At 43.4% G+C, this 21,860-nt stretch carries 18 protein-coding genes and 1 riboswitch; of the genes, 5 read left to right on the top strand and 13 right to left on the bottom strand.

Features of this window, described 5'->3' with window-relative positions; all coding sequences use genetic code 11:
• Nucleotides 1-43 precede the first annotated feature (43 nt).
• Nucleotides 44-182: riboswitch (yybP-ykoY riboswitch) on the bottom strand.
• A gap of 149 nt (nt 183-331) precedes the next feature.
• From HYI04_RS00505 to HYI04_RS00495, 3 genes are all read right to left on the bottom strand, one after another.
• Nucleotides 332-2,302, bottom strand: a complete 1,971-nt coding sequence (locus tag HYI04_RS00505; protein WP_178895757.1) for a 2-oxo acid dehydrogenase subunit E2 — start codon at nt 2,300-2,302, stop codon at nt 332-334.
• A gap of 2 nt (nt 2,303-2,304) precedes the next feature.
• Nucleotides 2,305-5,007 (bottom strand): pyruvate dehydrogenase (acetyl-transferring), homodimeric type, encoded by a 2,703-nt coding sequence (gene aceE, locus HYI04_RS00500; protein ID WP_148825325.1) that lies wholly within the window; start codon nt 5,005-5,007, stop codon nt 2,305-2,307.
• A 276-nt stretch (nt 5,008-5,283) separates the two neighbouring features.
• Complete coding sequence (locus HYI04_RS00495) at nt 5,284-5,967, bottom strand: M23 family metallopeptidase (protein ID WP_178895756.1); 684 nt, start codon at nt 5,965-5,967, stop codon at nt 5,284-5,286.
• Nucleotides 5,968-6,075: 108 nt separating this feature from the next.
• Between HYI04_RS00495 and HYI04_RS00490 the strand changes: the two genes are divergently transcribed.
• Nucleotides 6,076-6,516, top strand: coding sequence for a hypothetical protein (locus HYI04_RS00490; RefSeq protein ID WP_058870506.1), 441 nt, complete (start codon nt 6,076-6,078; stop codon nt 6,514-6,516).
• Nucleotides 6,517-6,613: 97 nt separating this feature from the next.
• On the opposite strand, the gene lpxC is transcribed toward HYI04_RS00490, so the two are convergent.
• The 9 genes from lpxC to HYI04_RS00445 form a co-directional block, all read right to left on the bottom strand.
• Entirely contained in the window at nt 6,614-7,516 is a 903-nt protein-coding gene (gene lpxC / locus HYI04_RS00485; RefSeq protein ID WP_062031958.1) for a UDP-3-O-acyl-N-acetylglucosamine deacetylase, read from the bottom strand.
• A gap of 123 nt (nt 7,517-7,639) precedes the next feature.
• The gene (ftsZ, locus tag HYI04_RS00480; protein WP_004691726.1) at nt 7,640-8,836 is read right to left on the bottom strand and encodes a cell division protein FtsZ; all 1,197 of its coding nucleotides are present in this window, start codon (nt 8,834-8,836) and stop codon (nt 7,640-7,642) included.
• A 163-nt stretch (nt 8,837-8,999) separates the two neighbouring features.
• Nucleotides 9,000-10,262, bottom strand: a complete 1,263-nt coding sequence (ftsA, locus tag HYI04_RS00475; RefSeq protein ID WP_004691727.1) for a cell division protein FtsA — start codon at nt 10,260-10,262, stop codon at nt 9,000-9,002.
• 66 nt (nt 10,263-10,328) lie between these two features.
• Nucleotides 10,329-11,183 (bottom strand): cell division protein FtsQ/DivIB, encoded by an 855-nt coding sequence (locus tag HYI04_RS00470; RefSeq protein ID WP_094148484.1) that lies wholly within the window; start codon nt 11,181-11,183, stop codon nt 10,329-10,331.
• On the bottom strand, nt 11,184-12,113 hold the full coding sequence (locus HYI04_RS00465) for a D-alanine--D-alanine ligase (protein ID WP_004978280.1): 930 nt from the start codon (nt 12,111-12,113) through the stop codon (nt 11,184-11,186).
• 56 nt (nt 12,114-12,169) lie between these two features.
• Nucleotides 12,170-13,618, bottom strand: coding sequence for a UDP-N-acetylmuramate--L-alanine ligase (gene murC, locus HYI04_RS00460; protein WP_005401502.1), 1,449 nt, complete (start codon nt 13,616-13,618; stop codon nt 12,170-12,172).
• Nucleotides 13,619-13,630: 12 nt separating this feature from the next.
• A complete protein-coding gene (murG, locus tag HYI04_RS00455) occupies nt 13,631-14,728 on the bottom strand; it encodes an undecaprenyldiphospho-muramoylpentapeptide beta-N-acetylglucosaminyltransferase (RefSeq protein WP_178895755.1) in 1,098 nt (365 codons plus the stop codon).
• A gap of 480 nt (nt 14,729-15,208) precedes the next feature.
• Nucleotides 15,209-16,153 (bottom strand): glutathione synthase, encoded by a 945-nt coding sequence (gshB, locus tag HYI04_RS00450; RefSeq protein WP_178895754.1) that lies wholly within the window; start codon nt 16,151-16,153, stop codon nt 15,209-15,211.
• 215 nt (nt 16,154-16,368) lie between these two features.
• Nucleotides 16,369-16,851: a glutathione peroxidase gene (locus HYI04_RS00445; protein ID WP_148825321.1), complete on the bottom strand. Its 483-nt coding sequence runs from the start codon at nt 16,849-16,851 to the stop codon at nt 16,369-16,371.
• Between the two features lie 180 nt (nt 16,852-17,031).
• Between HYI04_RS00445 and HYI04_RS00440 the strand changes: the two genes are divergently transcribed.
• The 4 genes from HYI04_RS00440 to HYI04_RS00425 all read left to right on the top strand — a co-directional run bounded on the left by HYI04_RS00440 (nt 17,032) and on the right by HYI04_RS00425 (nt 21,165).
• Nucleotides 17,032-17,484 carry a MarR family winged helix-turn-helix transcriptional regulator gene (locus HYI04_RS00440; RefSeq protein ID WP_063454394.1) on the top strand — a complete coding sequence of 151 codons (453 nt, stop codon included), beginning with the start codon at nt 17,032-17,034 and terminating at the stop codon, nt 17,482-17,484.
• Nucleotides 17,485-17,682 (top strand): DUF3565 domain-containing protein, encoded by a 198-nt coding sequence (locus tag HYI04_RS00435; protein WP_159152743.1) that lies wholly within the window; start codon nt 17,485-17,487, stop codon nt 17,680-17,682.
• A gap of 199 nt (nt 17,683-17,881) precedes the next feature.
• Entirely contained in the window at nt 17,882-20,116 is a 2,235-nt protein-coding gene (locus tag HYI04_RS00430) for a TonB-dependent receptor (RefSeq protein ID WP_372239158.1), read from the top strand.
• 188 nt (nt 20,117-20,304) lie between these two features.
• Nucleotides 20,305-21,165 (top strand): methylated-DNA--[protein]-cysteine S-methyltransferase, encoded by an 861-nt coding sequence (locus HYI04_RS00425; RefSeq protein WP_178895753.1) that lies wholly within the window; start codon nt 20,305-20,307, stop codon nt 21,163-21,165.
• Nucleotides 21,166-21,202: 37 nt separating this feature from the next.
• Here HYI04_RS00425 and pyrE read toward each other — a convergent pair whose 3' ends face one another.
• Nucleotides 21,203-21,853, bottom strand: a complete 651-nt coding sequence (pyrE, locus tag HYI04_RS00420) for an orotate phosphoribosyltransferase (protein ID WP_178895752.1) — start codon at nt 21,851-21,853, stop codon at nt 21,203-21,205.
• Nucleotides 21,854-21,860 lie beyond the last annotated feature (7 nt).

Raw genomic sequence — 21,860 nt, 5'->3', positions numbered from 1 at the left:
ATGACTCACCGCTCCTGCTAGCCAAAAATCTGCAGAGTGGTAAATCAAAGGTCTTGCCAACAAAAGAAAGCTCTTTAGAAGCTCATTTGGTTCTTTGCTATGATGACCATGCTCGTTTTAGAGCAAATATGTTGATCATCACCTGTTCTTAGGAACAGCGGCTACTCCCCAATGAAGTAACACCATGTTAGGCGAAAATATGTTTTTTGGCAATCTATAAATACAAAAGACCCTGCCGAAGCAGGGTCTTTATTGAGGTATTTTTTTCAAGACTTCCAGCAGCTTTTCTCTCTTTTGAGAAAAGAGAATAGCAGGGCTAAAAGCTAGATCATCAGATCAGCAAAGTACGGATGTCTTTCAACAACTTGGTCAGCTTATTGGTAAAGCGCGCTGCATCCGCCCCATTGATCACACGGTGATCATAAGACAGAGATAACGGCAACATCAGTTTCGGATCAAAACCTTGACCATTCCATACTGGTTGCATCGTCGCTGGAGAAATTCCCAAAATCGCGACTTGCGGCCAGTTCACCAGTGGTGTAAATGCTGTACCACCAATTGCACCTAAGCTTGAAATCGTGAAGTTTGCACCTTGTAGATCTTTCGGCGAAAGCTTCTTATCACGTGCTTTCTGACCCAATACACCAAGCTCCACCGCAATGTCTTTAATCGATTTCTGGTCTGGATTACGTAATACAGGAACGGTTAAACCATCTGGTGTTGCTACAGCAATGCCCATATGGATTTCGTTACGCAAGAGTACAGACTTGCCATCATCAGCCAAGTGACCGGCAAAATCACGCTCTTCTTTCAGCAAATGCGCAACAGCTTTAATAATGAAAGCCATAATGGTCAAGCTAATACCATCTTTCTTAAAGTTACCTTTAAGGTCATTACGCCAAGCTTCAAGTTCAGTAATATCTGCCAAATCAAACTGAGTTACTTGCGGAATATAGTTGTTTAAAGACAACTGCGGAATAGAGACTTGTTGCAGACGTGTCAGCACTTTCTCTTCTACACCACCAAACGTACTAAAGTCGGGCAGTTTCGGTAAGCCCGCGGCAGCAACAACCGTCGCAGCAGGTGCAGTTTGCGGTGCTGTTAAGCGACCTTTCACATAAGCAAAAAGGTCATCTTTCATTAAACGCGCATGCGGCCCAGAAGCTTTTACTTCTGCCAGCACCACGCCCAATTCACGCGCCAGTTTACGTACCGCAGGACCCGCGTAAACTTTAGCATTGGCTGCATTTTGTTCTTTGGTCAGCTTATCTACACCTTGAGCTGCTGGTGCAACTTGTACAGTAGATGCCACCATTGGTGTAGTTGCAGCTGGAGCTGCTGTAGGTTTTGCTGGTGTCTGAACAACCGCTTGAGCCACTGGTGCAGGGGCTTGACCCTCAGCCTCAATGGTCACCAAAGCCACACCTTCCGATACATTTTGTCCCAATGCAACATGAATGGCTTTAATCACACCCGCTGTTGTACTTGGTACTTCAACCGTTGCTTTGTCTGATTCAACCACGATGATACTTTGGTCTTTTTCAACCGTATCACCTACTGACACCAAAATTTCAGCAACAGCCGCTTTGTCTACACCCAAGTCAGGCACTGCAATTTCAACCGCACCTGCAGGCGCAGCAGCAGCTTGTGGCGCCGCTTCAGCAGGCTGAGCTTCAGTCGTTTGAGGTGCTACAACTGGCGTAGGCTCAGCAGTCACTGGTGCAACTGACGCTGCTGTTTTTACAGTCAGGATCACTACGCCTTCTTTAACACTGTCACCAACTTGAACGCTAATTGATTCCACTGTGCCTGAAATCGTACTCGGGACTTCCACAGTCGCTTTGTCTGACTCAACCACAAGGATGCTTTGATCAACGTCAATTTGATCGCCAACCGACACCAAAATTTCACCAACGGTTGCTTTTTCCACACCAATGTCTGGTACTTGTACATCAATCACTTGTGATGCTGTAGTCGCAGCGGGTGCAACCGTTTCAGCAACAGCAGCGGGTGCAGTCTTTTCTTCAGCTTGTACAACGTCAGCCTGTGCTTGTACTGCTGGCGCTTCAGTTTGTCCCTCGGCTTCCAGCTCAATCAGCGCTGCACCTTCAGCAACCGAGTCACCTAAGTTCACCAGGATGCTCTTCACCACGCCTGCTGAAGTGCTAGGCACTTCAACAGATGCTTTGTCTGATTCTAATAGAACGACACTGTCATCAACCGCAATGGTATCGCCAACTTTGACCAAAATTTCAGCAACAACGGCTTTATCTACACCAATATCAGGAGTTGTAATTTGCATACTTATTTCTCCTCTTTGTAGTCAGCTACAGCGTGTACAGATGGCGTTGCTTGAGGAGCCCAAGCTACTGGACGATCTGTATCTAATTCAAATGTAGAGATGGCATCTTTCACTAAGCGTGCATCCACTTCACCTTCATCAGCCAATTTTTTCAGTGTGGCAACAACAATGTGAGCTGCATCTACACCAAAGTAACTACGTAATTTAGCGCGTGAATCTGAACGACCATAACCATCTGTACCCAATGCTACGAATGGACGGTTGTCTGGAAGATATGCACGAATTTGTTCGCTATAAGCACGCATATGATCTGTTGCAGAAACCACGATACCTTCTGTACCGCGCAATTGCTCAGTCACCCAAGCCTCTTTCACATTCTCGCTCATTGGATGCAAGCGGTTGTATTCTTCACATGCCATACCATCACGTGCAAGTTCATTGAAACTTGTGACGCTAAATACATTTGAATGGATTTGGTATTCATCACGTAAGATTTGAGCAGCTTTAATGACTTCACGCAGAATTACACCTGAACCCATCAACTGAACAGAGGCTTTTTCATCTTTTTGAAGTAAGTACATACCACGTTTAATGCCTTCTTCAGCACCTTGTGGCATTTCAGGATGCTCGTAGTTTTCGTTCATTACCGTTAAGTAATAGAAAATACGCTCTTGGTTCACATACATGCGTTGTAAACCATCATGCACAATAACTGCTAATTCATAACCAAAACATGGGTCATACGACACACAGTTCGGAATCGTATTGGCTAAAATATGCGAGTGACCATCTTGGTGTTGTAAACCTTCACCATTTAGCGTGGTACGACCTGCTGTTGCACCCAATAAGAAACCTTGTGCTTGTGCATCACCTGCAGCCCATGCAATGTCGCCAATACGTTGAAAACCAAACATAGAGTAGTACATGTACATTGGAATCATGGGTAAGTTATTGGTTGAATAACTGGTTGCCAATGCTGCCCAAGCGCTCATTGCACCTGCTTCGTTAATGCCTTCTTGAAGCATATGACCATCTTTTGCTTCACGGTAATGCATCAACTGTTCTTGGTCTTCAGGCGTGTAATGCTGACCATTGGCTGCATAAATACCTAACTGACGGAACATACCTTCTAGACCAAAAGTACGTGCTTCATCTGGAACAATAGGAACAACACGGTCTTTAATGGCTTTTTCTTTTAACAATGCAGCGATTAAACGAACCATTACCATGGTGGTTGATTGTTCTTTGCCTTGTGAGCCTTTTAATACTGCATCAAAGACAGAAAGTTCTGGAATAGCCAACTGTTCACTTTCTTTACGACGTGCAGGTAAGTAACCACCTAGTGCTTCACGACGTGCTTTCATATATTTCAATTCAGGCGAGTTTTCGCTTGGACGATAGAAAGGCACTTCTTCTAATTGCTCATCGGTAAATGGCAAGTTGAAACGGTTACGCACGTATTTCAACGAATCAATCTGCATCTTTTTGATTTGGTGCGTTTTATTGACCGCTTCAATTTCATCAGACAAGCCATAACCTTTAACAGTTTTCGCTAAGATTACAGTTGGTTGACCTTTGGCTGTACATGCTTCTGCATAGGCTGCAAAAACTTTGTACGGGTCATGACCACCACGATTTAGATTATCAATATCTTCATCGCTTAAGTCTTTAATCAACTCAGCCGCTTCTGGGTATTTACCAAAGAATTTTTCGCGTGCATATGCACCACCCTTCACTTGTAAGCGTTGGTATTCGCCATCCAGTGTTTCTTCCATAACCGACTTTAAAGCACCAGTTTTGTCTTTAGCCAGTAGTGGGTCCCAATGACGGCCCCAAACCACTTTAATGACACGCCAGCCCGCACCACGGAATAAAGATTCTAATTCTTGAATAATTTTACCGTTACCACGTACTGGGCCATCCAGACGCTGTAAGTTACAGTTTACAACCCAAATGAGATTGTCTAATTTTTCACGACCCGCAAGTGAAATTGCACCTGTGCTTTCTGGCTCATCCATCTCGCCATCGCCAAGGTATGCCCAAACTTTGCGATTTTCTTCTTTAATCAAACCACGGTTCATCAAATATTTTTGAATATGTGCTTGGTAAATCGACATGATTGGGCCAAGACCCATCGATACCGTTGGGAACTGCCAATAATCAGGCATTAAGTATGGATGCGGATAAGAAGGTAAGCCAACACCGTCCACTTCGCGACGGAAATTGTTTAGATGCTCTTCAGTCAAACGACCTTCAAGGAACGAACGCGCATAAATACCTGGCGCACAGTGACCTTGATAATAGATCATATCCCCGCCAAAGTTGTCGTTATTGGCACGGAAAAAGTGGTTAAAACCGACATCATATAATGTTGCTGAAGATGCAAAACTTGCCAAGTGACCACCTAAGTCATCACCCGTTTTATTGGCACGGAGTACCATCGCTAGCGCATTCCAACGAATCAATGCACGTATACGACGCTCCATGTCTTGATCGCCTGGCATTGCAGGTTCTTCAGCCACTGAAATTGTATTTAAATAAGGCGTGTTTAAACGCTGAATAGGGACATGTTTAGCGATTGCTTGTTGATACAGTTTTTCTAGTAGAAAAGCTGCACGCTCAGTCCCCATGTGTTGTAAAACGGAGTCAAACGCATCTTGCCACTCTTGCGTTTCTTGCGCGTCAGTATCACCATAAAACGCCATAATTCACCTATTTCGATATCCTAATCTTATACGCTAATATGTATCATACTTTCGTCCTATAAGAGTATCGCTACAGCTGAATATGGCTGAGCCATACTATTTAGCAACTAAATAGTCATTGACCATTCGTTACCCAAGATAACAAAAAACCGCCAATTTAGGCGGTTTTTTATACATTTAATGCTGTTTTTTGATGCTAACTTAGATTTCGTCAGAGCTGTATTCCTTTTTCAAGCATCAGACCAACGGTAAGTTCGGATCATCGATCAAATCGGATTAAGGCAACATTGCTAAATAAGTCGATGGGTTCTTGCGTTGACCATCTTTCACTACTTCATAGTGTAAATGTGGGCCAGTACAACGACCTGTACATCCGACATTGGCAATATGTTCACCAGCGTCTACACGGTCACCAACACGAGCAATTAAACGTGATGCATGGGCATAGCGCGTGATGTAACCATTGCCATGGTTAATTTCAACATATTGACCATAGCCCGTACCCCAACCTGACTTGGTCACAATCCCCGGGCCTGTCGCATAAATCGGTGTACCGCTTGGCGCAGCAAGATCTAGACCTGAGTGGCGCTCAGCACGACCATTCATTGTACGACCACCATAACTAGAGCTCACACGTGCACTTGGAAGCGGGTGTGTCACTAACCACGAATATGGATTATTTGAAAAACTTTTTGCAGAGGATTCCGAACCGTATTTTTTCGCCAGTGAAGCATTGTTGAGTTCAACCGTTTTTTCACGGAGCTGAACGGACATTTTCGTTTCGGCAGGAACATCAATATCATTAGATTCGGTATAAGCACCTTCCGATAAAGTGCGTGTCAATTGCTCAATTCGATCCGAAGATGCATTATTTGTATTGAGTTCTACCAAATCAGCGAAGGCTACTGAAGCAGCCGATGCCGCAAAAGAAAAAGCCAACAAAATACGTCGCATATGCATAAAAAACCTCTTAAAACTGTTCTTACGAATGTTTCTTGCGTGATCTCGTCCTTGATATCTACCGAAAGAAGCGCATAAGATTAAGACATTAACATGAAGGAAATATGTATGTCCGAACCAGTGAATCTCTTTCAACAAACCAGAAAACACATAAAAACAGGAAACTTAACGTTTCTCTCAAAGCAAGTAACTGCATGGCAGAAACTTACAAAACTGATTCAACCTATCCTACCGCAACCAGAGCAGTGGCAGGTTGTTTGTTATCAATATGGTATTTTGACGATTACCGGCGAAAATCAAGCGATGATTAGTCAACTTGGTTACCTTCAAAAACAATATATTGCACAACTGTCGGAACTTGATGAGTTTAAAGACCTACAAAAACTCCAAGTTCGCTTGAGAATCCCCTCTCAAACACCCGCAAAGATACAATCTATTTCAAGATCGCTAAGCACAGAAACTCAAGACTTAATTCGAGGTGCTGCTGACTTTGTGAGCGACCCTAAGCTTAGCCAAGCAATGCGCCGTTTGGCAAGCAAAAAAAAGTAACCTCGTCTCGACCCGCGCCAGAATTGCGCTTTTAAAATGATAAATTCATCACACTTGATCTTGTTACAATATAACATCACACAATAAAGACAATGACTTAAGTCACACTCACATAAGGAATTGGACACTGATCTTCGTCATTAAATGTTACAATTTCATAGCTGCTTGGATCACTTTGGACATTGCGCAATAATTGATTATTCAAAGCATGCCCAGACTTATATCCATCAAATTTGGCAATAATTTGGTGACCGAGCAAGTAAAGATCCCCCACCGCATCTAATATTTTGTGACGAACAAATTCATCTGAGAAGCGTAAACCTTCTTCATTCACCACACCGGTTTCATCGACGCCAATGGCATTGTCTAAACTTGCCCCCAAAGCGAGATTATTGGCTTTGAGATAGTCCAAATCTTTCATAAAACCAAAAGTACGGGCTTCGCTGACTTCATAAACAAAGGTTTCGGTTGAAAAATCGATAGTGGCAGACTGATATTCTTTCTTAAAAGCAGGATGATCGAAGTCAATAGTGAAATTGAGTTGAAAACCTTCATGCGGGCGGAAAATGGCGCGTTTGTCGTCAATGAGAGCTTCAACAGGTTTGAGTATTTTTATAAATTTTTTAGGGGCATCCAATTCTTTGAGGCCACCTTGCATGAGCAAGTAAATAAACGGACCTGCACTGCCATCCATAATTGGGACTTCAGAGGCAGACACTTCAATGATCAAGTTATCAATACCTAGACCTGCAATTGCACTCATAACATGTTCAATCGTACCGACTTTGGCATCTTCTTGCACCAAGTTTGAACACATGAAGGCTTCTTGAATCAACATCGCATTTGCACGAATGTCGACTGGTGGATTGAGATCGATACGACGAAACACAATTCCTCCGTCCGCATGATGTGGCACAAAGTTAATTAAGACTTTTTGACCACTATGCAAACCAATGCCGCTTGCTTTAACGACACGTTGTAGAGTTCTTTGTTTCAACATGTTTCATATCATCTCACCACTAAACCGCTATACGTTAGCATATTTAGCCATTGATAAAAAACAAAAAGGTAGTCATAGACTACCTTTTCTTTATCACATGTGGCTTAACCACATCGACAAACACTACTTACGTTGTTGATTTTTCAAGTAATCTTGAATACTCATTGGTGTTGGACGTGCAGCACTCACTGTCGATGCAGAGCTTGCTGCAGCAGCCACGTCTTGGTTCTGACGCTGGATTGCAGGCACATCATCATCTTCAACAACCGCTTGCGTTGCATGCCCATGTTGTGCTACCTGCACATGTGCATTTGGACGCTTCACTGGCTCAGCAGAATCTGCTGAATTTCGAGTCAAACCTGTTGCAATGACAGTGACACTGATTTCATCACGCGCATCTGGATCAAATACTGTGCCGTAGAAGACTTGGCCTTCGTCTAAATCGACAATTTGATTCACAACGTCGGTAATTTCTTCGATTTCGCCAAACGTGACGTCATCACCACCCGTCACATTAATCAGAATCCCTTTGGCATTCATAATGGTGACATTATCTAGCAATGGACTACGGATCGCTTGTTCAGCTGCTTGGCGTGCACGGTTTTCACCACGACCTAAACCTGCACCCATCATGGCATAACCACGTGTGCTCATCGCAGTTTTCAAGTCAGCAAAGTCAAGGTTAATATGACCTGGGCGTACCACCAAATCAAAGATACTACGGACCGCATTTAATAAGACATCATCCGCTTTTTTGTAGGCATCTTTCATTGAGATGTCACGGAAAACTTTTAACAAACGTTGGTTTGGAATGATGATTAAAGAATCTACATGTGCTTCTAATGCTTCAATACCTTGCTCAGCAGACTGAAGACGACGTTTACCTTCAAAGTTAAACGGTGTCGTTACCACACCTACGGTTAAAATACCCATTTCTTTGGCAATTTCAGCAACCACTGGCGCAGCACCTGTACCTGTACCACCGCCCATGCCGGCAGTGACAAACACCATATCAGTGCCTTCAAGGTGTTGACGAATCAAGTCACGACTTTCTTCAGCCGCGGCTTGACCTACATTTGGATTGGCACCGGCACCTAGTCCACGAGTACTTTGCTCACCCAACTGGATTTTGAATTGTGCATTCATACGGTCTAGCGCTTGCTTGTCCGTATTGGCACATACAAATTTTACACCTTGAATATCTGACTCAAGCATGTGTTGTACGGCGTTACCACCTGCACCACCAACACCAAACACAGTAAAACGGGCTTGACCGTTGCTATCGGTTTGATCATCTTCTAAAAATTCAAATGAGGCCATGACCTATAGATTTCCTAATTCGTTATTGGCAGTCACTTAAGCCCGTATACTGCCTTGATCTTAATAAACAAAATTGCTTTTAAGCATGCTGTGCAAGCCATAGCTTGTCAAGTTTAAGCGATGCGTTGTACAACTTCTTAACAATATTCCAAAAAAATTCAACTTAAAAAACAGATTTCAGCTTTTCATTGAGTCCAGACCAAGCACGTCCAACGCGTTTAATCAGAGACAATTTTTCTGTATCTTCTGGTTCCACTATAGTTTCTTGTGTTTCGCTCTGACTAAACATCAACAAACCTGCGGCAGTGGCATACTGAGAGCGACGCAGTGCGGCAATATTTTGCTCATCTGCTGTCACTTGCACAGGTGGATTACCCAAATGCGCAGACACACCCAACATACGACGAGTCAACGTCACCATACCTTCGATTTGACTAGCATCACCAGTTAACACCACACCATGATACAAACCATGAATCGCACCATTACGCTCTAGTTCTTGGCGAACTTGGCCTAAGATTTCTTCATAACGCGCAATCACGATTTCAGTCAGCTCAATACGACTAATCGTTTGCGGACCATCAATCCCTTGGATCTGAATCATATGATCCGGTTTAACCGACTTAATGTCGACACACCCATAGAGTAATTTAATTCGTTCCGCTTCTTCAGTGGTGGTTTGTAACACAGCAGCAATATCACGGGTGACATGCTCGCCACCACGCTGCAAAGTATGCGTCAAGGCCAAACGACCATCTAAATACACCGCAATGTTGGTGGTACCTGCACCAATATCGACTAAACAGACACCATACTCTTTTTCATCTTTGAGTAGGCTCGCTTCTGCCGTTGCCAGACAAGACACCACCAGTTTCTCCACCCCGATGTTCGCGCCTTTTAAGGCCCGATCAAGGTTTTGCATGGTGCTAATCGGTAACATCATCAACTGATAATGACCAATCATGCTGTGGGCAGACATCCGTATTGGGTTTTGTACCCACTCAGTGGAGTCATCCAGCTCAAAGCCCAGTGGAACAGCACTAACCAAATAATGATCCGAGGTCATGTGGCTGGCTTTGGCCAACTCTAATGCACGAACCACTTCACTTGTTGTAATTGTATGGTCAGTATTTTCAACTGGCGTTCGTCCAGATGCATAAAAGCTTTTTAACTCGGCACTTGGGATTGAGACCCACGCGGAATGGACACGGCATTCAGCCATATCTTCTGCTTCTTGCACGGCATTTTTTATCGCTGTAATGACTTTATCAAGACTTACAATTTTTCCTTTATTCATGCCTCGGTTACGAGCAGTTGCCATTCCTATCACTTGGATATTGTCTGGCGCATGTACCTTACCAATCAAAACTGAAACTTTGTGCGTCCCAATGTCAATCGCAACAACTGAGGGAACCGCTTCATTCATTATTTACTACTACCATCACATGTTTGTTTAATTTATGGCTTTATGCCTCTGTTTTAAAGCCAAGTATTATGGCTTTGCTGCTGCTCCACCTGCAATGCTTGTGTCATCAATCGTTACAACAAAATGACCATTTGCTATCTTTGGTGCGGCAGCATTCTTCCATTGGATGGCCAAGCCATTCCGATAACGCAAATCAATGGCAGATACTTTGGCCCAAACTGGCTTCAAATCACTTTGAGCCAAATAACTCAAACGTTGCAGCTTACTCATGGTTTGATCCTGATCTACGATAACACGTAAACCCGAATCGAACTGCATAAACCAAGTCATACGCTCCGTTAAATATAGTTCTTTTAAACGGAGATTGACTGGCTGGAATAATTGATTAATTTCATTATAACGGCGCATCATCATTTTAGATTGACTGATTGGGCCGTGTAATAAAGGCAAATTCTGATTATTTTTCGGCGTCACTTCGCTAAATACGTCACCACTGTCACTTAAGAGACGCCCTGTCCCCCAACGTGCAATTGCATGCCGTGGCATAACGCGAACGCGAATCGCATTCGGCCATGCACGCGAAACCACCACGCGATCGACCCAAGCCAGCTCTAAAGTGCGATCACGAATTTCTTCTAAATCTGAGGTGAAATAATTATGGGTAATGGCTGCTGAAACATGTCCCATCACCTGATTCTTTTCCGCCTCAGAACGTACGCCTACTACATCAAGTTCGGCCACACGTGCATCTGTCATGACTTGATATAAGCCATAAATACCAACCAACAGCACCGCCACGGCAACGACCAACATCACCCAACCACCGAAGTTAGCAAGCTTTTCCTTACGCGTCGGTGGTTTATCGTGTATCGAAGTAATCGCTGCGCGTTTACGGCGCATAGAAGCGGGTAATTGCGCCATTTAGTGAGCCGCACCTGTCAGTGTTTGCTCTAAAATTTGGACACAAAGTGCATCAAAGCTATAACCCACTGCATTTGCTGCTTTCGGCACCAAAGAGTGACTGGTCATCCCAGGTACTGTATTCACTTCTAGTAACCAGAAATTGCCTTGCTCATCTTGCATCGCATCAATACGACCCCAACCACTTGCACCTACCGCTTGGAATGCACGGAGGCAAAGCGCTTGCAACTTTTGCTCTTCTTCAGCGCTTAAGCCACACGGAATTCCGTATTCCACATCATTACGTTGATATTTCGCTTCATAATCATAAAAAGCCACATCCGCAGGCGGTTGTAGACGAATCACAGGTAGCGGTTGACCATTTAAAAATGAAATCGTGAATTCACGTCCCGTAATCCATTTTTCAGCCATCACCACAGCATCGTGTTGGGTCGCTTTGGCAATTGCCGCTGCCAAATCTTCTGCTTTTTCAACTTTACTCATGCCTACACTTGAACCTTCGTGTACTGGCTTGATAATCAGTGGAAGACCCAAATTCGCCACCACTTCAGCTAAATCTGACTCTTGGCTAATGATACGATAGGGTGCTGTCGGTAAGTCTGAACCCTGCCAAACTTGCTTGGTTTTCACTTTATCCATGCCAATAGCAGAACCCTGTACGCCTGTTCCGGTATACGGGATGTTGAGCCACTCTAAGACCCCTTGGATTTGTCCGTCTTCCCCACCGCGACCATGCAGCACAATAAACGCACGGTCATAACCGACCAATTCCGTCACACTACGCTCTTGCGGGTCAAAAGCTTCTGCATTTACACCCGAACGAACCAATGCTTCAAGTACAGCTGCACCACTATCTAGAGAAACCTCACGCTCAGCAGACTTACCACCAAGCAACACCGCTACTTTGCCGAATTTTGAAGCATTTGACACGTTGATATCCTTAAACTTTATGACTGTTTTATTCATCGAGTAATCACAAAACGTGATTATTTTAAATATAAATGATTGCTTGCAAGCTCAACCGAGATAGCCCCCACATTACCTGCGCCTTGCGTCAATAACAAGTCATCCGCTTGTAACACTTTTTTCAACGCATGCTGCAAATTACCTTCGACCGGATCAATCAAAATCGGCTCTACATCACCACGTAAACGAATACTACGCGCCAATGATCGGCTGTCTGCCCCCACAATCGGTTTTTCACCCGCAGGATAGACTTCAAGCAGCAACAGCTGATCGACATGTGACAATACATCCACAAAGTCATCGAAACAGTCACGGGTACGACTAAAACGGTGCGGTTGGAACATCATTACTAAACGACGGTCTGGATGGCTTGCACGTGCCGCTTTAATAGTTGCTTCGACTTCTTTTGGATGATGACCATAGTCATCCACCAATTTCACATTGCCGCCATCAATGTCAAATTCGCCCTGTACTTGGAAACGACGACCTACACCGCTGAAACTCTCCAACGCACGTGCAATCGCAGCATCAGACACACCTTCATCGGTTGCAATACCGATCGCTGCAAGTGCATTTAAAATATTATGCAAACCCGGCAAATTGATGGTTAAACGCAAAGGCTCACGATCTTTACGTAATACGGTAAAGTGCGACTGCATACCTTCTTGTTCAATATCCACTGCACGAATGTCATTGTCTTCGTTAAAACCATACGTGATCAATGGACGACCAATGCGCGGCATGATTTCACGAATGTTGGCATCATCGCCACACACCACAGCCAAGCCGTAAAACGGCAGTTTTTGTAAGAACTGTACAAAGGTATCTTTTAAGACATCGAAGCTACCACCATAAGTGTCCATATGGTCTGCATCAATATTGGTCACGATGGTGGCCATTGGTTGCAAATGCAAGAATGAAGCATCTGATTCATCTGCCTCTGCCACGATAAAACGACTCGCGCCCAGTGCAGCATTCACACCAGTACGATTCAGCAAACCGCCAATCACATAAGTTGGGTCGAGATTTTCTTCTGCCAACATACACGTGACAAGGCTAGTGGTCGTGGTTTTACCATGCGTTCCCGCAACAGCAATCCCATGACGGTAGCGCATCAGCTCACCCAGCATTTCTGCACGGCGCACCACAGGTGTACGCGTTTCAATGGCTGCTTTAATTTCTGGGTTTTCTGCATCAATTGCAGTCGACACCACAATCACGTTTGCCCCTTGAATATTTTCAGCCGTATGCCCGATATAGACTTTGATGCCATTTTCTTCAAGCTGAGCTGTGGTTTTTGACGCTTTGATATCTGAACCTGAGACTTTGTAGCCTTGGTTCTTGAGCACTTCGGCAATACCACACATACCCGCACCACCAATCCCAATAAAATGGATGTGCTTAATACGGCGCATTTCTGGCACTTTAATTAACTTTTTTGCTTGATCAGCAGGCGTAGATGGCGACATAAAATACTCGGTTTACAATGCTTGAATTAAACGAACCACATGTTGGGTTGCATCGGGTTGTGCTTGCTGACGTGCTTTCACTGCCATTTCAGACAATAACTGACGGTTCATCAAGGGTAATAATAATTCTTTTAAACTCTCGGGCGTCATGCTTGCTTGTGGGCAAATTTTGGCTGCACCGATATTGGCTAAAAACTTTGCATTGGCCGTTTGGTGATCATCCACTGCACTCGGCAGCGGAACAAACACCGCAGCCACGCCAGCAGTCGCGATTTCGGTCACGGTTAACGCCCCAGCACGGCAAATAATTAAATCGGCATCGCTATAAGCTTTGGCCATATCTTCAATAAAAGGGTGGACTTCAACCTGAAGCTGCTCAGGGGCATCGGCATAACGCGCTTGGGTCGTATCTGCATGGTTTTGACCACACTGATGATAAACGCTTAACGGCACATTCAATTGCTTCAATGCTTCAGGAACACGCTCATTTAACGCTTGTGCACCTAACGAGCCACCCACAATTAAAACTCGAAGCATGGCCCCTGCTTTTTCACGTTCTTGATAACGCCAAGACGGATTTAAAATTTCCGTAATTTCTTTGCGGACGGGATTACCCGTGGTCACAATTTTATCTTGTGCAGTAAAGGTATTTGGAAAAGCCTGACACACTGTTTTGGCAATACGTGATAACTGCGTATTGGTAAAACCCGCAATCGCATTCTGCTCATGAATAATTACAGGAATACCCACTGCACGCGCAGCCAATCCACCTGGCCCAGCGACATAGCCCCCAAAGCCCGCGACGGCATCAACTTTGAGCTGCTTCATGTAACGCATTGCGCTTAAAGTGGCTTTTAAAATTTTAAAGGGTGCCAATACTTTGCGGACTAAGCCATTGCCGCGCACACCTTGAATATCAATTTGATAAATTGGGATATCATGATTTTTAAGCAGGCGATTTTCCATACCTGTAGGCGTAGCAAGCCACGAGACTTGGCAGCCTTGTTGCTGTAATTCCTTAGCCACAGCAAGTGCTGGAAAAACATGTCCGCCCGTTCCGGCAGCCATCATCATTACATGTTTCGGCTTTGTTGGTGTTGCTTCGGTCACAGTCTAATTCTTCAATTCTAAAAATATGGAAACAAAATTCAATTTTAAGCGATCAATTGTAATCACAAACGCATAGCCGCGAAAGATTATTTACTTTTTTTCAACAGGCATTTGATTGTTTTTTTCTACTGATTTTCAAGTTTAAACTAGATTTGTTATCAGATGTGCATTTTTACTCAAACTACAGCACACAATCAGGCTCAACAGCGCAATTGGAGATATTTAAAAATAAAACAATGAAGCTGATTTTAATCAAATATTTAACATAATTCTAAAGCGTAATTCACTTCATTTTAGCGGCTAGAAATACAATATGAGCGCATACATTTGAACAGAATGAAAATTAGTGGTGTCTGGCAAGGTAATCCGCTTTATTTTCAACCAAATTTATACACTTTGCAGCAAAGCACACTTTTATTTCAAAGCCGACCACTACCATGAAAGAAAAAAGGAACCATTTCAGGTTCCTTTTCTGTCAATTTAGCTGGCGTTGCCTGCTTCCAAGACATCAAATAAATCATCGGCAATTGAGGTACCAAATTGTGCATCAATCTCACGAATACAGGTTGGACTAGTGACATTAATCTCGGTCACATAATTGCCAATCACATCAAGTCCGACAAAAACCAAACCTTTTTCACGTAAGAAGGGTCCCACTTTTGCAGCAATGGCCTTGTCGTTTTCAGTCAACGGACGTGCTTGACCCAAACCACCTGCGGCCAAATTCCCACGCACTTCACCGTTTTGTGGAATACGCGCCAAGCAGTACGGAATCGGTTCGCCATTGACCAGCAAAATACGTTTATCCCCTTCCACAATTTCAGGAATATAACGCTGCGCCATAATTGGACGTGTGCCCATTTCCGTCAACATTTCCAAAGTTGAGCCAATGTTCACACCATCTTGATATAAACGGAAAATTCCCATGCCACCCATCCCATCGAGAGGCTTCACAATCACATCACCATGTTCTTTGATAAATTCACGGATCAGGCTTTGTTGTGAAGTCACTAATGTAGGGACTTGCAGTTCGGGGAACTGCGTGGCAAACAGTTTTTCATTACAGTCACGTAAGGACTGTGGTTTATTGATAATCCACGCACCTTCACGTTCCGCTTGTTCCAAAATATAAGTGGTATAGACAAAATTCATGTCAAACGGCGGATCTTTACGCATCAAGATCACATCGTAATCAGCCAAGGACTCTTTTTGCTGTTCACCCATCTCAAAATAATGATCGTAGTCTTCAAACACTTTTAAGGGAGAAATCAGACCAAAGGCTTTGCCTTGATCGATATATAAATCGTGTTGTAATGCATAACCCAGCTCATGTCCGCGACGGCTTGCAGCCCATAACATGGCCATGGTGGAATCTTTTTTCAGATTCACCGTTTCAATCGGGTCCATCACTACTAGTACACGCATAATTCTCACGCTCAAATTTTTTAAACTTGGCAAAAAGTATAGCGAAGTTTTCAAGTTTGGGTGCAACAAGTTGTGTAATAATTAAAGATTAAAAAATCTATTTTATTCAAACAACTACAACACATTGTAGTAAAAAATCAGATACTAACTGCTCAACTCAACAAAGGAGGTATGCGCCTATTACCACACGACAGCTCCTTTCCACACCTTCTCCATTAAGCCAAAAGGCGTTGAATATCCTTGGCAATTTTTTCAGGTTTAACAATTGGCGCATAGCGTTTCACCACCTGCCCTTTTTGGTTGATGAGGAACTTGGTGAAATTCCACTTGATGCTTTGGCTACCTAAAATGCCTTTAGCTTCAGTGGTTAAATACTGATACAGCGGATGTGCTGTAGGACCATTCACATCAACTTTGGCAAACATTGGGAAAGAGACTCCATAGTTACGCTGACAAAAGCTGCCGATCTCTTCATTACTCGCAGGGTCTTGCTGCGCAAATTGGTTGCAGGGAAAACCTAAAATCAGCAGACCTTGCTGTTGATAGTCCTGATATAACTTTTCCAAGCCTTCAAATTGCGGGGTTAAACCACATTGGCTGGCGGTATTCACCACCAATAAAACCTTGCCCTGATAATCAGCCAGATTTTTTTGCTCGCCTTCTAACAGTTCAGCCTGAAAATCATAAATTGTGTTCATTACATCTCTTCCATTCATCAAATGTCATTAATTAAAGTCGCTTCAAGCACTGAACCGACCTCATTCGCAAAACAATATTGCACACAATTAACTTGTGCGCAAGATTATTATACACAATACACTTTTGCCCCTATTTCATTTATACTGCTTTACAGACATTAACACCCAAGGACATGCAATATGGCGGACACCCCACTTTTAGAAAACCGCGTGTGTTTTGCCATGTATTCCGCAACCAATGCCATGGTTCGTCAATACCGTCCACGCTTACAGGTTTACGATCTGACCTATCCGCAATTTATTGTTTTGTTGGCTTTATATGAGCAGGACAATGTGACGCTGACCGAGATTGGACAAAAAACCTTTTTTGACTCAGGCACCTTAACCCCGATTATTAAAAAACTAGAAGAAAAACAGTTTTTAAAGCGTGTTGCTGTCAAAGAAGATGAACGTATGAAAAAAGTCGTTCTGCTGGAAAAAGCACTCTTAGCCAAAGATAAAATTATAGCCATTCCATTTGAGCTGGCGTGTTCTTTAGGTCTAGATCCCGATGATTTGGTAGCCATCCATCAACTGTGTCAGCGTTTTTTAAACGGCTTAGAACAGCCTCAACACGTCAGTCGAGGTACTTAAGTGCAACAAGCGATTGTCGGTTTTCATCTCGATGAAGAACATCATTGGGTGGCGGAGCTTTCCTGTGGCCACACACAACATGTCCGCCATACTCCACCGTGGCAAAACCGCCCTTGGGTACAAACTGAGCAAGGACGTCAAGAAAAAATAGGCGTTCTTTTAAGCTGTAAAAAATGCATGGAAAATGCACAAAAATAATTCTTTTACATTTTCTTCAAATTTTAATGCTTATTTATCAATTTTTTAGAAAAATTAAAAAGCTTGTACAGCTGTACTTTTCAACCCAGTAAAACTATGTAGAAAAAATGAATATTACCGTAAGTCTTGTTCATTTTTAGTAAATGATTATACTTCTCATTTTTATTGGCAATTCACTCTCTCCGAGCCTTAAATCATGATGAAATTTTCACCACAGCCGCTTTGTGGTTCTAACCTATTCAAATATAGCCTTCTCAGCTTTATGATTTTAAATGCGCATGCAGCCTATGCGGATGAAGCGACACTACAAAATAATGAGAACCCCTCCTCTCAAGCGACGACAAACAAATCGAACACAGCAGCAGTTTTGCCTACCTTGAAAATTGAGGCAATGAGTGAACTTGATCCAATCAAAAGCTATGTTGATTACGATCAAGCCAATGTCACACGGAATGGTTTAAAGAAAAAAGATATTCCTCAAACCATCGACACCATTGATGTACAGAAATATAAAATCTATGGCTCTAACGACCTCAGTGTAATGCTACAAGGCACACCGGGAGTATCCACCAGCTACGATACGCGTGGTGATGGCATCACCCTCCGTGGTTTCTCTGCCGACTCGGGTGATATTTACCGTGATGGTATTCGTGAAAGTGGCCAAGTGCGTCGCAGCACATCCAACATTGAACGGATTGAAATTTTAAAAGGCCCTGCCTCGGTACTTTACGGTCGTAGTGCGGGCGGTGGTGTGATCAATATGGTGAGTAAATACGCCAACTTTGACTCGAAAAGTTCCGTCGGTACTTACGTAGGCTCATATGATAACTACGGTGCAACAGCAGATATTAACCAAGTCATAAATGACAACTGGGCTGTGCGCTTGACGGGTGAATACGGTGAAGCGGATAGTTTCCGTTCAGGCATTGACAGTAAAATTGAAATGATCTCGCCAAGTTTCACTTATAAAAATGATGATGAAACCCTCACGTGGACCACACAATATACTTATGACAAATTAAATCGAACCCCTGACCGCGGGCCTTCTTATAGTAATTTACCCGCAGGTGTTTCAATCAAGACTGGCTTTGCTCAAGACGGCGATTTTATTGAAGATGAATTACAAGTTATTCGTACTGATGTGAAATATCAATATGCGCCAAATTGGAATTTCCACTGGGCGCTCAGTTATCGCCAAGCTTATCAGAACTTTGACAACTTCTTTGGTGGCACCTATTGCAACAATAATCTCACTATAGCTGCCAAGCCTGAGACATGTTCTTGGAATGGTTACGTGCGTCAAAGCTATGCATGGCAAGAAACCATGAATAAGACCATTACCAATACTTTTGATATATCTGGTTCATTCAAAACTGGAGCTGTAGAGCATCAGCTCCTCGTCGGTGCAGATGTCAGCCGTGAAGACCGCTCACCAAAACTAGGGAATTACTCAAGTGGTACAGGTGTTCCTCGCTACTATGGTTTTATTAACCCCTACAATCCAGCAGACCAATACAATACATTACCAAGCTCGGAACGCCTCCCTGTAACCTCTGATAATCATCACGTAGGTGAATCAATGGGGTTCTTTGCTCAAGATTTAATTAGCCTGACACCTGAACTCAAAATGATGTTAGGTATGCGCTATGATCAGTACAATTTCAAATCGACCAATCATATCCAGAACCTTTCAAAACAATATGATGATACGACCTTCAGCCCTAATATTGGCTTTGTATGGCAACCATCAGAACAACACAGTTTTTATACTTCATACAATAAAAGCTTCGCCCCTTATGGAGGTCGTGGCAATATTTCTGTTGATGTCAATACTGATCCAAGCCTGTATGATGCTGAACCGCAATACAATGAACAATATGAAATTGGAGTTAAGAGTGATTGGTTAGACCAACGCCTAAATACTCAACTTTCAGTATATGACATTCGTAAAAAGAATATTCGTTATCAACCTGATGCCAAAGAGCAGCCCTTCCTTTGGTCTGTAGGTGGTGAGCATCAAGCCAAAGGTTTAGAGTTTAGTTTTATCGGTCGTGTACTGGACAACGTATTTGTCCGTGGTGGTTATGGTTATACCGATACTGAAGTGAAAAAGGATAAGGAAAAACCAGAGAATGTAGGGAATGCATTAGCAAATGCCTCTAAAAACACAGGCAACCTGTTTGTGCGCTACTTACCTACAGAAAAACTCTACGGTGAAGTTGGCGTAACTTATGTCGGCTCTTACTATCCAAACATCAATAACTTGACCAAGATGGATGGTTTCAATCGTGTCGATGCAGCCATTGGTTATAGTGCTGATCCATGGAACGTGACTTTAGCTGTCAGCAACTTGACTAATAAAGAATATTGGCGTTCGGACTCTATGCCAGGTACACCGCGTAGCTTCCTCATGCGTTTGAACTACCAGTTCTAAACCCCTTCAGTTAAAACGCCATCTCAAGCGGAACAGGTCACTGTTCCGCTTTTTTATACTTACCAAAGGACGACTAAGCCAATCAATGCATGCTTTGGGTCTTTTCTAATAAAGCGCAAGAAACGGATTTTCAGGCCTCGCTGGATTTGTTACTGTTTTCTTAAGTTAAATGATTTCCGTGAGTAATCATGACAGAACATAGCAATTACGCACGTGTGGCAAAGGCAATTGAATACATTGAACAAAACTTCAAACAGCAACCCAGTTTGGCTGAGATTGCAGAACACGTTCATTTAAGTCCTACTCATTTTCAGCGTATCTTTAGCGAATGGGCAGGTATTAGCCCGAAGAAATTTCTGCAATATATTAGTGTGGAATATGCAAAGTCGGTTTTGAACAATCACACAGAAAATAATATTTTTGCAGCAACTTTTGACACTGGCCTTTCTAGTACCAGTCGATTGCATGATTTATTTGTCCAAATCGAAGGAATGACGCCCGCAGAATATAAACATGGCGGTGAAGCACTCCACATTCACTATAGCTTTGCCGAGACCATTTTTGGCTCCGTCATTATTGCCTCGACCCCTAAAGGGATTTGTCATATGGCCTTTACCGAAGCAGATCGGGATGCATTGGTCTATCTGAAAAAACAGTTCCCACGCGCGACATTTATTGAAGATCAGGATGAATTACAACGCAAAGCACTCACAATTTTTCAGCACAATCAAAACAGCTTATCGGAGATTAAACTGCATCTGAAAGGCACCGACTTTCAGCTCAAGGTGTGGCAAAGCCTGCTCAAAATTCCCATGGGGCAGCTCAGCAGTTATGCACATATTGCCCAAGAGATTGGGCAAGAGCGTGCCTCACGAGCGGTCGGAACAGCAATTGGTAACAATCCCGTTGCCTTTTTAATTCCATGCCATCGGGTCATTCAGTCTTCAGGACAACGTGGCGGCTATATGTGGGGGACGACACGTAAAACCGCGATGATTGGCTGGGAAGGTGCGCATAGTCAAACACTAGCCGAAAAAGAGAGCAAATAAAAAAGGAAGCCGAAGCTTCCTTTTTTTGTTTCAATGCTTAGACGCCATACTTCACGCGATAGGCTTCCATTTTTGCTAAAGCTTCAGTCTCACCTTTAGCCTCTAAATAATTCATCAAATCTTTCATGGTCACCAGTGCATGCACAGGAATTTCCAATTCTTTTTGGACTTCTTGAATCGCAGACAGTTCACCTTGACCTTTTTCTTGACGGTCTAATGCCACCAACACACCTGCAATCTGCGCACCTGCATTTTTCAAAATGGTGACCACTTCACGGATCGCTGTACCCGCAGTAATCACGTCATCAATAATCCAGACTTTTTTGCCTGCAACAGATGCACCAACCAAGACCCCACCTTCACCATGATCTTTGGCTTCTTTACGGTTAAAACCCCAAGGCACACTTACCCCATGATTTTGTGACAAGGCCACCGCTGTTGCAGCAACAAAAGGAATCCCTTTGTACGCAGGACCAAAGACCACCTCAACATTGTTGCATTCTATCAGTTTGGCTGCATAGCCAGATGCCAGTAATGACAAGGCTTCACCGTCATTGAGTAGACCTGCATTAAAAAAATAAGGACTCACACGACCCGATTTTAAAGTAAACTCACCAAATTTAAGCACGCCACGTGATAATGCGAGTTCGATAAAAGCTTGAGGGTTAAATGTCGCTTGCGTTGTCATGCGGTGC

Source organism: Acinetobacter sp. SwsAc2, assembly GCF_013391465.1.
Lineage (GTDB): Bacteria > Pseudomonadota > Gammaproteobacteria > Pseudomonadales > Moraxellaceae > Acinetobacter > Acinetobacter johnsonii.
Note: the sequence above shows the minus strand (reverse complement) of the source record. Positions and strands in the feature narration are given on the sequence as shown.